10 protein-coding genes are annotated in these 15,049 nt (G+C 48.7%); 8 read left to right on the forward strand and 2 right to left on the reverse strand.

Features of this window, described 5'->3' with window-relative positions:
• Positions 1–117 precede the first annotated feature (117 nt).
• From CRO03_RS09425 to CRO03_RS09460, 8 genes are all read left to right on the forward strand, one after another.
• A complete protein-coding gene (locus tag CRO03_RS09425; protein ID WP_097111388.1) occupies positions 118–810 on the forward strand; it encodes a phosphate signaling complex PhoU family protein in 693 nt (230 codons plus the stop codon).
• A 221-nt stretch (positions 811–1,031) separates the two neighbouring features.
• Positions 1,032–1,253, forward strand: coding sequence for a hypothetical protein (locus tag CRO03_RS09430; RefSeq protein WP_097111389.1), 222 nt, complete (start codon positions 1,032–1,034; stop codon positions 1,251–1,253).
• 155 nt (positions 1,254–1,408) lie between these two features.
• Positions 1,409–3,040 carry a methyl-accepting chemotaxis protein gene (locus CRO03_RS09435; RefSeq protein WP_097111390.1) on the forward strand — a complete coding sequence of 544 codons (1,632 nt, stop codon included), beginning with the start codon at positions 1,409–1,411 and terminating at the stop codon, positions 3,038–3,040.
• 120 nt (positions 3,041–3,160) lie between these two features.
• Positions 3,161–4,189, forward strand: a complete 1,029-nt coding sequence (locus CRO03_RS09440) for a substrate-binding domain-containing protein (protein ID WP_097111391.1) — start codon at positions 3,161–3,163, stop codon at positions 4,187–4,189.
• 169 nt (positions 4,190–4,358) lie between these two features.
• Positions 4,359–5,756 (forward strand): phosphate ABC transporter permease subunit PstC, encoded by a 1,398-nt coding sequence (gene pstC, locus CRO03_RS09445; RefSeq protein WP_097111392.1) that lies wholly within the window; start codon positions 4,359–4,361, stop codon positions 5,754–5,756.
• An 18-nt stretch (positions 5,757–5,774) separates the two neighbouring features.
• On the forward strand, positions 5,775–7,151 hold the full coding sequence (pstA, locus tag CRO03_RS09450; protein ID WP_097111662.1) for a phosphate ABC transporter permease PstA: 1,377 nt from the start codon (positions 5,775–5,777) through the stop codon (positions 7,149–7,151).
• Between the two features lie 97 nt (positions 7,152–7,248).
• A complete protein-coding gene (gene pstB, locus CRO03_RS09455) occupies positions 7,249–8,034 on the forward strand; it encodes a phosphate ABC transporter ATP-binding protein PstB (RefSeq protein ID WP_097111663.1) in 786 nt (261 codons plus the stop codon).
• Positions 8,035–8,323: 289 nt separating this feature from the next.
• Positions 8,324–9,229 carry a porin gene (locus tag CRO03_RS09460; RefSeq protein ID WP_097111664.1) on the forward strand — a complete coding sequence of 302 codons (906 nt, stop codon included), beginning with the start codon at positions 8,324–8,326 and terminating at the stop codon, positions 9,227–9,229.
• A 76-nt stretch (positions 9,230–9,305) separates the two neighbouring features.
• On the opposite strand, the gene CRO03_RS09465 is transcribed toward CRO03_RS09460, so the two are convergent.
• Entirely contained in the window at positions 9,306–11,966 is a 2,661-nt protein-coding gene (locus CRO03_RS09465; RefSeq protein WP_097111393.1) for a TonB-dependent receptor domain-containing protein, read from the reverse strand.
• 102 nt (positions 11,967–12,068) lie between these two features.
• Positions 12,069–14,753, reverse strand: a complete 2,685-nt coding sequence (locus CRO03_RS09470; RefSeq protein ID WP_097111394.1) for a hypothetical protein — start codon at positions 14,751–14,753, stop codon at positions 12,069–12,071.
• Positions 14,754–15,049: the final 296 nt, after the last annotated feature.

Below are 15,049 nucleotides of genomic sequence, written 5' to 3' on the forward strand. Positions count from 1 at the left end.
TTAAAGGTGCAGTGCAATAACTAAGCTTAACTTTACCCTGAGCAGTCGCAGCGTTAAGATGCCGCTGAATTGTGGCGCCCTTAGGGCGCAGCATTATTTTAGTCAGAGGAGCCCGATATGTCCGACAATAACCAGCAGGGTTTCAGCGCTGAAATGGACCGGGCCAGACAACGTTTGCAGGCCATCAGTAGTCTGGCGTTACAGCAATTTGAGCAGGCAATAACGGCGTATCAGAACGTTAACAGTCAGTTGGCGCAACAAGTACTGAGCCAGTTGCAGCGAGCCCATGATTTTGAGCTGGATATGGACGATCATTGTCTGGATATGCTGAGTCATACTGCAAGCGACCGCGATCTAAGGTTGGTGCTGGCCTTGCTAAAAGCGATCAGTGATATTGAGCAAATTTGCAATCAAAATGCGCAAATTGCCCAACAGGTATTGCTGAACACAGCGGCAAAACCATCGATAAAGCAGCTTGAAGCGATCAGCACCCTGGCTGAGCCGGTTGGCACCATGCTGGCTCTCGCCCTGTCAGCATTACAGCAACCCGGAAGTGCTAAAGCTGAACAGGCGCTTAGTCTGGCAGCAACCGTCAATCGATGTTACGGCGCCATTTTGCGTAGTAACCTGGCGAATAATGTCAACCAGGCTGGGCAGGTGGATACGGCATTGGGTGTTGACTGGGTGGCCAGAGCACTGGAACGGATTGCCGAGCACAGTGTTAATCTGGCTAAACAAGCTGTGTTTATGGCTAAAGTCAGCAGTGGTCAGTCATCGCGGGTTGAACTGCAACCCCGGCGCCCCCGTTAACCCCTGGTCAGGGTCTAAAAGTATCAATTAACAAATATGTAATAAATATGTCGTTATTATGACGGTCTACTTATTGCTGACACCTTAAAAAGTATTTAAAAAACAATGAGATAAAAAAATAAAAAATTATTTCCAACCTTCACTAAACTGTAATAAAAATATGCTAGACAGCCGGCGTTGTGCTGACTATAGTCTGGGTAAGACGTAGCAGGAGTACAACAATGAAAATTAACAAAAACCACGTAGTAACAGCGTTAGCAGCAGTAGCAATTATCGGCTTAAGCGGTTGTTCAAGCCTGAGTAAACAACAGTATACTTATGTCGTCGATAATGACCGGCTGACAGAAGCAAATAGTTTAACCCGCACTTCACCGCATACTGGCCATGTGGTTTGGTTAAACCCACCAACTAAGAGAGTAGCGTTAACTAAGGATCAAAAATGAGCCGACCGGCTATTTTATAAAACCCACCAGCAAGGTGGGTTTTTTATGCGCTAAACATAGCTCTGTAATGGCTGCCGGCCAACTTTATTCCATGTCATAAAATTGTCATTAATGGCACGTATCCTCAGCCAATAAAAGCTGCCTGAGATATCCCTATGTTGTCCAGATTGAATATTTCCCAACGAATTTTATTACTTGGCCTGTTGCCATTATTACTACTGGCAATGGTGCTGGGGGCAAGCTACTGGGCGGCCCAGACCAAAGATAAACTGTTTCATCAATTATATGATCAGCATCTGGTGATCTTGTCAGATGTCATGAGCGCCCAAAAACTTATCCAGCAGCAGGGTTTAGTTGAGATACGCAAGTATCGTACCGGTTGGGCTTCGGCGGATAACACCCGGACTGCTGTACTGGCGCAAATGGAACAGGCGCAACAGCATTGGCAAAGTTTTACGGCAGCACGACCAGTGCCCGACGAGGAAAATAGTTACCAGGCACTGGACGAGGCATTCGCCGGGGCGGTTAAGCAATATGAAGAGTGGCTGGCGTTTGCCGGTAGCGATGCGTTACTGGTTCGTATTTTAAATGAGTCGACAATTAATGGTGAAATAGAACGCCGGATAACCGGTTTTACTGATTTGGCCGATGCCTTTATTCAGCAGCAAATTGCAGCAGCGGCGGTAGTGCGGGATCAGTCGGTTAATTTTACCGATACGCTGTTAAAAGCGTACCTGTTTGGTGGCTTGCTATTGTTGTTAGCGATTGCTGGCCTGATACTGGCTATTCAACGCTCTGTATCCATGCCGTTGAATGGCTTGCGCGGTTTGCTGCTGCAGGTTGCCCGACAATCAGATTTGCGGTTACGGGCCCACGACCAGGGTAAAGATGAGATAGCCCAGGCGGCTCAGGCACTAAATACCATGTTACAGTCTTTTGCTGAGCTAATCCGCAACCTCGGTACCAGTGCTGAAGCATTGAGTCAGCAGTCAGAGCAGGTTTCTGCCGTGAGTGAGGAAGTCAGCAATGGTTCAGCCCGTCAAACCGAGCAGGTTAGTCAGGTTGCTGCGGCCGTTGAACAAATGAGTATGGCGATTCGTCAGGTTGCAGAAAATGGCCGCAGCGCTGCCAGCCGTGCTGAGCAGGCCGAGCAGTATAGTCATGACGGCAGCCTGGTTGCAGCCAGCAGCATGGCCACGACTGAGCAGCTGGAACAAAAAATGTTGCAAGCCAGTACAGTGATCAGCCAGTTACAACAGGACAGTACCCAAATATCCAGCGTGCTGGAGGTGATCCGGAAAATTTCGGAGCAAACCAATTTACTGGCGCTAAATGCGGCAATAGAAGCGGCCAGAGCCGGTGAAGCAGGGCGGGGGTTTTCAGTGGTTGCAGATGAAGTTCGGATGTTGTCAGCCAATACCCAGCAAGCGACAGAATCAATCCGCACTATGATTACTCAACTGCAACAACAAGCTGATTCAGCGGTGACGGCTATGGAGCAGGCCGCAACTCAGGCCAGCGAAAGTGTGGGCCAATCGCGGCAGACCGATCAGATGTTCCGGCAAATTGCCGGTGCGGTAAAACAAATTGTGCAGTTAAATGCTGAGATCTCGGTAGCAACGGATGAGCAACAGCAGGTTGCAACCGCTATTGCTGACAGCATTACCATGTTAAATGATGATATCCGCCAGCTTAACAGTGGGGCTGAACGCTCATCCGGGGCCAGTGAGCAGTTAAACGTGCTGGCAAAACAACTGTCACAGAGCTGTCAGGCTTTTAAAGTTTAGCCAGTAGCCGGTTTAGCGGCTGCCACTAGCCATGGTTTCAGATGATTGTCATATTACTGCAATAAAAGTATCGCATAATGGTCTACATTAAATGCATATCTTTAGCCGAGGATCCACCTAATGAAAATGAATAAGCTTACCAAACTGATTGTAGCTTCAGCTGTCAGCCTGGCATTTGCAGGTCAGGCCCATGCGAATCGTGATACCGTGCAGGTAGCGGGTTCATCTACTGTATTGCCGTTCTCTTCTATTGCTGCTGAAGAATTTGGTAATAACTTTGCGCAGTTCCGTACTCCGGTAGTGGGTTCAGGCGGTTCATCAGGTGGCCTGCGTCAATTCTGTCAGGGTGTGGGTACCAACACCATCGATATTGCCAACTCATCACGGAAAATTCGTCCGGCGGAAGTAGCAGCCTGTAAAGAGAACGGCGTCAAAGAAATTGTCGAAGTCAAAATTGGCTATGATGGTATCGTATTTGCCTCTCGGATTGATGCCGGTATTTTCAAATTAAAGCCGGAGCATGTGTTTCTGGCCCAGGCTGCGCAAGTACCACAAAACGGTAAAATGGTAGCGAACCCTTATACTAATTGGCAGCAAATTGATAAGTCTTTGCCAGACCAGACAATTTTACTGGCCATCCCCGGTTCTAACCACGGCACCCGTGAAGTTTACGAAGAAAAAGTGATTATTGACGGTTGTAAAAGTTTTGCTGAAGTACAGGCACTACCTAAAGCTGAGCAAAACAACTTTTGTTTAGCCATGCGTACCGATGGTAGCGTAGTTGAAATTGCTGGTGATTATACCGAAACACTGGCCAGGCTGCAGGCACAGAAAAATGCCGTAGGCGTATTTGGTTTAAGTTTCTATGAAGCCAACCGCGACCGGATTAAAGTGGCAACCGTTAATGGTGTTGAGCCGACCGTTGATAATATTATCGATGGAGTGTACCCGGTATCACGGCCATTATTTTTCTATGTTAAAGGCGAGCACATCGGCGTTATCCCGGGTTTAAAAGAATTTGCTGAATACTTTGTTTCTGACGCGGCCTCTGGCTTTGGCAGCCCGTTGGAAGCAGCAGGTTTAATTCCGCTGGATGACGACGAGCGAGCGACTATACTGGCGAATATCCGCGCCAAAAAATCGCTGTAACGGCGGCAACACAGTAATATAAAGAAGAGGGCCAGCAGGTCCTCTTTTTCTGTTTCAGAAATATGACAGCAGCTGTAATAAAACTGCAATATGCGCGCGTTAAGCTTGCGCGGCTTATAAAGAAGTATGTATCCCCGTGGGATAACCCGGATTGGCGAATGGAGCAAGCATGAGTAATTTTTCGTTAATTGTACTGCTGCTGGCGTTGATGGCGATAGGCTATCAACTTGGCATGGTACGCAGTCGCAGGGTGGCGACAGTTAACCCACAGCAAAAAATGCACTCCAGGCCTCATCATTACGGCATGATGGTCGGCTTGTGGGCAGTTATCCCGGCTTTTTTCATTCTGGTGCTCTGGACCTTACTGGCGCCTGGCGTGATCAGCAGCATGGTAGCAGCGCAATTACCTGCAGAAGCGTTGGCTGCTGAGGGCATGAACGCTGATGTGATTATGCGCCGCATCAGTAACCTTGCTGCCAATTTTGGCGTGGTGGCTGAAGCTGAGCAATGGGAGCTGGCTGCTGCAGCTTACATGCAGCAGTTAAAAAGCAGCAGCGCCTTGTTGTTAACCGGCCTGATGGCAGCGATAGCGGCAGCGGGTTTATTTTTCAGTTATAACCGCATTCAGCCAGAGCTGCGCGCTCGCCACCAGATTGAGCGCACCGTTAAAACGGTATTAATTATCTGCTCGACGGTGGCTATTTTAACGACCATTGGTATCGTGTTGTCTATGGTAGGCGAAACCATTAAGTTCTTCAGCTTTATTCCACCGGCCGACTTTTTCTTTGGTACCACCTGGAACCCACGGTTTTCGACAACAGGGGTGAGTGAAGGCTCACTGACAGGTAGTCAGGGTAGCTTCGGTTTATTGCCGCTGTTATCAGGCACTATGCTGGTCGCTGCTATTGCGCTGCTCGTAGCCATTCCGCTGGGGTTAATGGTTGCAATTTATCTGGCAGAATATGCGCCTGCTAATTTCCGGGCAACCGCCAAACCCATCATAGAAGTACTGGCCGGTATTCCCACCATCGTCTATGGCTTTTTTGCCCTTGTGACGGTTGGGCCATTTTTAGCCGACTTTGGTGCCAGTATTGGTCTGACAATCCGGGCAACATCAGCCCTTACTGCCGGTGTGGTTATGGGTATCATGATCATCCCTTTTATCTCTTCACTATCTGACGACATTATCACTCAGGTACCCAAAGCACTGCGCGATGCCTCGCTCGGACTGGGTGCGACCAAATCTGAAACGGTGCGTAAAGTGGTGTTGCCTGCTGCTTTACCGGGTATTGTTGGTGCCGTATTGCTGGCGGCCAGCCGGGCCATAGGCGAAACCATGATTGTGGTACTGGCTGCCGGTAACAGCCCAACGTTAACGGCCAACCCGTTTGAAGCGGTATCAACCGTTACCGTTACCATCGTTAACCAGTTAACCGGCGACAACGATTTTGCCAGCCCGCAGTCACTGGTGGCCTTTGCCCTGGGATTAACGTTGTTTGTTATTACCTTACTGCTTAACGTGGTCGCGCTGGTGATAGTGCGTAAATACCGGGAACAATACGAGTAACTTATGACTGAGATGAATATGACTCCAGCGAATGATCCAGCGGCAGAGAACCTGGCACCGCTGAGTAAAACCCAGCAAACGGTTGCAAGATCACTGAATCGCCGCCATCGCCAGGAAAAGCTGTTCAAAGGTGTTGGTCTTGGGGCGGTGGTGATCAGCCTGACCCTGGTGGCTATTCTGTTTATTAATATCTTTGCCAAAGGGTTACCGGCATTCTGGCAATCGGCTATTACCCTGGAGATATACTTTGACCCGGAAATTATCCAAATCAGTGAAAAACCAGTGCAGCAGCCGGATGAAACTGAAAATGCCTTCCGACAGCGCTTTATTGAATGGCAGTCTGAAGTGGGTATGGTTAACTTTAACCGCTTAATTCTGGAAGGCCTTTCTAACGTTATACCGGAAGCGTCAGAACGTAAGTATCGGCGTGATTCAGCGCGAATTGTTACCTCAGGTGAGCGCTATGCATTACGGGATATGGTTATTGAGAACCCTGAGATTATTGGCCAGACTAAAACCGTACATCTGTTAACTGACGCCAATATCGATGTCTGGTTAAAAGGCAATATTGACCGCAGCCTGCCAGACGCACAGCAACAATTAAGCCCGAAAGTACGGGAGTGGGTGACGATGTTGTCTGAGCAGGGCATTATTGAAAACCGCTTCAGTTTCGCGTTATTTATGAACCCGGATTCGCGCAGTTCACTGGCTTCGGCGGGTTTAGCAGGTGCCTTTATGGGCTCGCTGTATATGATGCTGGTAGTGATTTTCCTGGCCGTGCCAATGGGGGTGGCTGCTGCCATTTATCTGGAAGAGTTTGCCCCTAAGAATAAGCTGACCGACTTAGTGGAAGTAAACATTAATAACCTGGCGGCGGTGCCTTCTATTGTGTTTGGTCTGCTTGGCGCAGCGGTATTTATTGGCTGGTTTAAACTGCCTATGTCAGCACCCATTGTCGGCGGCTTGGTGTTAAGTTTAATGACCTTGCCAACGGTGATTATCGCCACGCGTTCGACTCTTAAAGCCATACCGCCTTCTATCCGCCAGGCCGCGCTGGGCCTTGGCGCGTCTAAGATGCAGGCAATTTTTCACCATGTGTTGCCACTGGCGGTACCGGGCATTTTAACCGGTGCAATCCTGGGTGTCGCGCAGGCACTTGGCGAAGCAGCGCCACTGTTGCTGATAGGCATGAAATCTTTTGTGGCGCAGGTACCAACCGGGCCATTTGAACAGTCAACTGCGCTGCCGGTACAAATTTTCCTGTGGCAGGGCAATGAGCTACGTAACTTCTTTGAAGCCCGCACTTCAGCCGCTATTATCGTGCTGCTGGCGTTAATGTTGTCATTAAACGCCCTGGCGATATGGCTGCGCAAAAAATATGAAAAACGCTGGTAAGCAGAGCTGGTAAATCAAGATGAATAACCCAGCAAAACCAAGAATATTAACCGAACAAGATGTAACCTTACACGGTGTAACTAAGGCGGATTTAGCGATGACAGCAATTGAGACCAACAGCAGCGGCAAGGTAAAAATGACAGCCCGCGACGTCAAAGTATTTTACGGCGACAATGAAGCTATTCATGGCGTTAATCTTGATGTCATTGAAAACGAAGTTATCGCTTTTATCGGCCCTTCTGGTTGCGGTAAGTCGACCTTTTTACGTTGTCTGAACCGAATGAACGACACTATTGATATTTGCCGGGTAACCGGCAGTATTAAGATGGATGGCCGCGATATTTATGACCCGACCCTGGATGTGGTGCAGCTGCGGGCACAGGTTGGCATGGTGTTTCAAAAACCCAACCCGTTTCCTAAATCTATCTACGAGAATATTGCCTATGGCCCACGGCTGCACGGCCTGGCCAGCCGCAAATCAGAGCTGGATGATGTGGTTGAGTCGAGCTTACGCCGTGCCGGTCTATGGAATGAAGTAAAAGACCGGCTGGACCAGCCCGGCACCGGTTTATCCGGTGGTCAGCAACAGCGCTTGTGTATTGCCCGCAGTATTGCGGTCAGCCCGGATGTCATTTTAATGGATGAGCCCTGTTCGGCACTGGACCCTATCGCGACTTCGATTATCGAAGAGCTGATTGATGAGTTAAAACAAAACTTTACTATTGTAATAGTTACCCACAATATGCAGCAGGCCGCGCGCGTCTCAGACCGTACTGCGTTTTTCCACCTCGGTGACTTAATTGAAATCGGTGCCACTAACGAAGTGTTTACCAACCCTAAAAATAAAAGAACCGAAGACTATATTACCGGCCGCTATGGTTAAGTCTGTGATCATTAATAGCTAATAAAAAAGGAGCCTGGGCTCCTTTTTTTATTGGCTAAATTGCTGATCTGCTGGATTTCTGCTTAAGTTGATAAATACTTTTGCTAAAAAGGCCTTGCCATAACCTTAAGGTTTGCGTTAAGTCATAAAAGCATCATTTAATAGTCATAAAAATGCCACTTTGTCATCTAAATGTCATAAAGTGACCATAATATAGCCGCCGTCAACAACAGCAGCAGTGATTATCGCCGTTGCGGCAATAATTACTGAATTAACTCAGGTGCAGAATATGAAAAAATCCGCAGTAGCATTAGCAATGGCTTTGGCAGGTGCAACCACAGTTCAGGCCGATCCGGTAACGGTATATGGCCAGTTGAATGTATCGGCGCAATCCAGCGATGAAGGCGAAGGCCGCTTCTCTGAGTTAAAGAGCAACAGCTCACGCTTTGGTTTAAAGGGCGATTTTGAACTGGACCACGGCCTGACACTGGTATACCAGGTTGAGTGGGGTGTGGATCTGGCTGATGTGGGTAACGGCGACAATATTACCTCGCGCAACCAATATATCGGTTTAAAAGGTAATTTTGGTGAAGTACGGTTAGGCCGGCATGACACAGCATTAAAAGATGCCCAGGGCAAAATTGATTTATTCAGTGATTACGAAGCTGACGTTAAAAATTTATGGCGTGGTGAAGTGCGGGCCAGCGACTCTGTTACCTATTACACCCCAACCTATAATGGCTTTGGTGTGCATTTAACCTACGTGATGGAAGATGCTGCTGATGCCGAAGACGCCTTTTCTGCGGCGGTTTATTATGGTGATGACAGCCTGAAAGACGGTAATTTCTTTGCCGCTATAGCCATGGATTCGGATGTTGCCGGTTATGATGCCATGCGCGCTCATGTCCGGACAAAATTGTCAGGTGTAAAACTGGGTGCAATGTATCATACTCAGGAAAATATTCTCAGCGGCCTGGAGCAGGATGGCTGGTTAGTCAGCGCGGCTTACCCATTCGGTAAAACCGAGTTAAAGGCTCAATATCAGACCCTGGAAGATGATGACGCAGTCAGTATCGGTGCTGATTATAAAGCAGGTAAAAACACCACTTTATATGCATGGTATAGTAGTTTTAATTTTGATTTAGCGGCACCTGATCGTGACTATCTGGCCGTCGGCATAAAGCATAAATTCTAAGATTAAGCGCTTAAGGCTTAACATAAAAAAACGCCGGTCACTGACCGGCGTTTTTGTTTAGGCAGGGTAAGCCGCCTTAGTATTTGTAAGAGAAACTTAAGCTGTAACTCTGACCTTCGGTCCGTTGTTGCAGGATCTCGCCCTGCTGCAGAATTTCCACTTCTTCATCCAGTAAGTTTTTCAGGCCTACTTTCAGCGTCATGTTTTCCAGCGGGGTGTAACCGTAGGTGAAATCCAGTGAATGAAAGGGCTGCTCAAAGGCATCGTCTTTGTCGTTAACACCAGCAAAGGCAATCCGCTTACCAAATACGTTATAGGTAAGGGTAGCATTGTGCTTGTTATCGTCAGAGTCAAAGCCAAGCTGCAGGTTAGTGACAAACTTGGAGTGGCCACTTAGCCCCCGCGTTAAGTTGGTTAAATCGGCACCCGGGAACGGCTGAATGCTGATTTCAGACTCACTGATTGTCAGGTTACCGGCAACAAAGAAGTTATTAGCAAATTTACCGAATTCGCCGCTAAACATATCCAGTTGCTGCAGAAACTCTGCTTCACCACCATACACTTTACCGCTCTGGCCGTTGCGGAAAGACATTAACAGGTTACCGTCAGAGCCTGATAATTCGATTGCTTCAATCGGGTTGTCCAGATCTTTATAGAACAGGCCAAAACTGTAGTTGCTGTTGTCGTAGTACCATTCAAGCCGGGCATCAAAACTGCTGATGTCGGTGCTTTTCAGGCCGGAGAAGCCGGTTACTTTAAAGTCGGTTAACGGGTCGACATAAAGTACTGGTGTTACTTCCCGTAAATCGGGGCGGACTACCGTTTTACTGTAGCCAAAGCGAGCCTGCAGGTCATCATCAACAAACCAGGTTAATGATAAAGCCGGGTAGAAGCCATCTTCCAGTAGCACAGAGTCAGTAACGGTGCCGCTGACAGTGCCATCGGCAGTGAGTGGCAATGAAATTTGTTTAAAATCTTCATAGCGCACGCCAATGTTTAACCGGAACATGTAGTCGTAGTTAATTTCCAGGGCACCGTATCCGGCATCAATCATTTGCGCAGCCAGGTAGTCATCGGCCTGGGTGGTAACGTTAGAAATTTTAAAGCCGTTAGCCGGGTTCAAAATATTGCTGTCAGAGAAAATTTCTGAGAAGCTGCCTGACAATTGCTCAAGGCTATAACCTACCGTATCAAAGTTAAAGCGGTCAGTCTGGGCATTACGGCTACGTTCGAAATAGCTGTAGCCGCCGCTGAAGGTCATTTCAGCTTTACCCAGTGTCAGTGGCAGCTTGGCATTCCAACTAAGGTTTTCAGTGTTATCTTTCATATCACTGAAGCTGTAATTCACTGCATTCTGATTCCGACGCAGGAAAGAGAACACTGAGCCATCATCCTGGGTTTCGTTCAGGTAGCGATATTCCACTTCGCCTGGCGCATTGCGCCGTGCTTTGGCGTCGGTGTACTGCCAGTCTACTGCCAAATCCATCAGGTACGGGAAGTTGTGCTTACCACGCAGCTGATTACTCAGCATAGTGCGCTCTTCATATAAGATACTGGTGTCGGTATTAAAACGGTTAGTCTCGTTAATGGTTTCGATACTGTCGCCGTTTTTAATCTTTATTTCATCTTTGGTATCGCTGAGATAAATAGTCGAGGTTTCCAGGCGGTGATCGATACCGAGCTCTAAACCGAAGTTCAGCATACCCGACAGCTTAACCTGATGCTCAGTGCCTTTAATATCATCATAGCGATTCAGTGGCACCAGATTGTCACCTGATACTGAATAATAACGCTCGCGCTCGTCAATATTCTGGGTAGAACGGTCGTAACTCAGACCAGACATCACCCCGAAAACCACATTTTTGGTCAGGTCAAAGCGGGTACCAAAGGAGGCACTGGCGTCGAAGTCTGGTTTTACTGAGGTCGGTGTGATATCGATATCACGGTTAAAAGCAGTACCCAGTTCGCGCACGATAGTTTCGGCTTGTGCCAGGTTTGGACCGGTAATACCGCCTAAGGCTTCTGCGATGTTGATCGGCGTTAAAATGCCGTATTGTTGCTGGGCGCTGGCAAGCGCTGGTGAAATGCTGCGCTGGCCATCGTCTTTGCCGCGCCAGTCATCGCCACCACCGGCATATTCAAAGCCATCGTCACTGTTCAGGCTGTTAAAACCGGTACCGATTGATACGTTAAAACTGGTTTGCAGCGGAATAGCGGTGGTGCGGATATTGACATTACCACCACCAAAGGCTGCAGGCAGCTCAGGTGAATAGGCTTTTTGTACCACTAAACTTTCAATAATTCCGGCCGGAAACATATCCAGTGGAATTACGTTACGGGTGGGGTCCGGGCTGGGTACCATGGCGCCATTTAATAAGGTACTGGAATAACGCTCACCTAAACCGCGAACATAAATAAACTTGTCTTTTACCAGGGTTAAACCCGTTACCCGACGCAAAGCAGCAGCGGCGTTGCTGTCACCAGCACGGGAAATTTGCTCCATACCGAGTACTTCTGCTACATAGGCTTGCTCACGACGTTCTGCAGCAGCAGAGGCAGCAGAGCTCATCAGGCGGCCGGAGACAGAAATACGTTCTACTTCTTCCTGCCCGGCTTGAGTGGGTTCTGGCGTTTCTTGTGCAATGGTATTTAACGACATCATCGCAGTGGTCGTGCCTAAGGCCAGCAATACACTGCGGCCAACACGGCTGAAACTAAATTTTTGAATGCTGCTCATCTGAACGTTGTCCTATCAGCTTTAAACGGTTACTAGTCTTGGTATATCGAATGTCGGAATAAGAAAAGGCACTGCCGGGTTGCCCCGGCAGTGCCGATTTGCTTAGTCTTCTAAGCCAACTGTCCAGCCAGCAGTCCAGTCATTGCCGGCTTCTACTGCACCGACGAAGTCAACTGCTTCAAAGAAGCTATCAACCGCAGTCATGTCTTTAGGCATGGTGGCATCGATGGTGAAGATACCGTCCAGTACCGCAGCCTGATTAGCTGCAACGCTGTTGCCTTCCTGAGCCAGGAACCATTGCTCGGTAGTGGTACCGTTACCCAGGTCGCCTTTGAATGGTTCTGCACAAGCGATAACCGAATGGGTCATGGTTAATGAACCTGCCGCCGCTAACGCTTTAGTTTCATCTGAATCAAATTCCAGACACTCACCCATACCATCCGGACCGGTGATAACAAAGTTGGCTAGCTGGGCGTTGGTACCTGCGCGCAGCAATACGCCTTCTGAATCATCATCACCATCAAAGTTATTGCCGATAATGGTCATATTAGCGATGACAGGGTTTGATACTGGTGTGGCAGTGAAGTTACCAGACTGGTTGTCCGCTTCGATGCCGCGGTTCGATTTAGAATCATCAGCACCATGTTTAACCAGCACGAACTGCAGTTTACCGTTCCAGCCATCGGCCCAGTCTACTGAGTCATCGCCGTTTGCAGTTAACACTACGTTTTTACAGCTGACGCTACCGCCAAACATCTCGATACCGTCATCAACGTTCTGGTGAACCTGGATATTTGCACACTCAGTACCTGAACCTACACCGGCAAAAGTAATACCGTTTAATTCGTTATCCGGGATAACTTCAAAACCAGCATGTTTAACTACGACGTAGTTTAAAGTACCGCTGTTATCTTCTGCATCCGCACCGCCGTATGGGCCGGCTTCGCCTTCTGCCTGAATTTCACAGCTGGCTAAATCAGCCTGGTCACATTTATTGCTTGGCGCGTTACCCAGTAACACTAAACCGCCCCACTGGCCGGCAGCCGTTGGTGAGCCGATAATGTCCTGTACTGAGGTCATGACGATAGGGTTAGCGGCAGTGCCGTTCGCTTCAATTTTTGAGCCGCGGGTAATAACCAGGAAGTCAGCACCTGATTTACCGTAAATCCGTACACCTGGCTCAACGGTTAAGGTCGCAGCAGTGGTGTTATCGACACCAATCCGCACCCGACCGTCTAACACATAGTCTGCACCGGCAGCCAAGGTTACGTTAGCGGTAATGTCGCCGCTTAACTGACAGTTTAAACGGCCAGATAAGCTGTTAACTTCGCTGGTACCGGCAGGGCAGGCAGCTAAGTCGTCTTCCGGGTGAATACCCACAGTCCAGCCTACAGTCCAGTCTTCTTCGCCGTCAAAAGCGCCGATGTAATCAACATTATCAAACCAGCTGTCAACGTTGTTCGCGACGTTATAACCATTACCTAAGGCTGGCGAATTTGGTGCCGGAATATAGCCACCTAACAGCGCATCACCAATGATGTTGCCAGGCTGGGCAAGGAACCAGGCCTCAGCATCAAAGGTAACGTTACCTGCATCGTCCTCAGTGTCTTTGGTAGGCTCTGCACAGTCCAGAATAGAGTTGCGGAAAATAATTTCGCCGTTACCAGCGTTGGTTACTGACTCAGCTGAGTTAATTTCAAAACACTCACCCATACCTGCCGGGCCGGTAACAATGAAGTTATACAACTCGCCGGCAGTGCCAGCGCGCAGTAATACGCCTTCTGAGTCATCTTCGCCATCGAAGTTGTTACCGATAATGGTCATGTTGGCAATGCGTGGCTTAGATACCGGCTCAGCAGTAAAGTTACCTGACTGGTTGTCAGCTTCAATACCACGGTTACCCTTGGTATCGTTCGGGTTATGACGAACCAGCACGTGCTGCATCCGGCCACTCCAGCCATCAGCCCAATCTAATGAGTCATCACGGTTACCGGTTAACACTACGTATTTAGCATCAACTGTACCGCCGAAAAATTCTACGCCGTCATCCAGGTTGTTGTGTACCTGAATATATTCAACTTCAGTGCCGCTACCGACACCAGCAAAGGTGATACCGTTTAATTCGTTATCCGGAATAACCTCAAAACCGGCATAGCGTACCTGGACATATTTCAATGCACCGCTGTCATCTTCCGGGTCAGCACCACCGTATGGGCCGGCTTCGCCTTCTGCCTGAATTTCACAGCTGGCCAGCGCCGCCTGGTCACATTTGTTGCTTGGTGCATTACCCAGTAATACCAGGCCGCCCCATTCAGCTGTTGATTCTTCGTCTGATAAACCCAGCATGTCGTTAACTGAGGTCATAACGATTGGCGCGTCGACGGTGCCGACTGCCTGAATTTTTGAACCGCGGGCGATAACCAGATAATCGGCGCCGCTTTTACCATACACAAAGGTGCCCGGCTCGATAGTCAGGGTAGCGCTGTCAGCGTTATCGTTACCCACGGTAACTTTGCCGCTTAAAGACCAGGCAATGTCATTGCTCAGGCGGGTATCGCTGGTAATGGTACCGCTGATTTCACATACTGGCAGGTCAACGCCTGCCAGGCTGTCGCCTTCAGTAGCAAACGCAGGACAATCTGAAGTAACTGGTGGAGGAGTGCCACCACCGCCATTGCCACCGCCAGTATCGCTACCGCCGGCATTCACTACCAAGTCGCCACCGCAGCCGGCCAGAATTAGTGCTGACGCTATTGCGCTTAGTTTTAACAGTTTGCGTAAAGCCATTACCATCTCTCCATTGAGTTGTTATAGGTGTTGCCAATCAAGTTGCAGGCACCCTACAGCAGGGGAGTGACGGTTTTATTACAGTAATGCGACGCTTGGGTTACAGTGGCGGACCGCACTGTCCGGCTGCGGTCCGGCGTGAAAGCTGTCAAAAAAAATTCATTTTTCTGTCATGCAATTACCGGAGGCTTAAGGTTTTAATATTGTGATATTTGTTATTTATTTGTTTTGATGGTTGGCCGATTGGCCGTGTCTAAAGATTAACCTCGTGTTTTCATAAAAATGTCATAAACTGC

This window comes from Arsukibacterium tuosuense (assembly GCF_900215315.1).
Taxonomy (GTDB): domain Bacteria; phylum Pseudomonadota; class Gammaproteobacteria; order Enterobacterales; family Alteromonadaceae; genus Alishewanella; species Alishewanella tuosuense.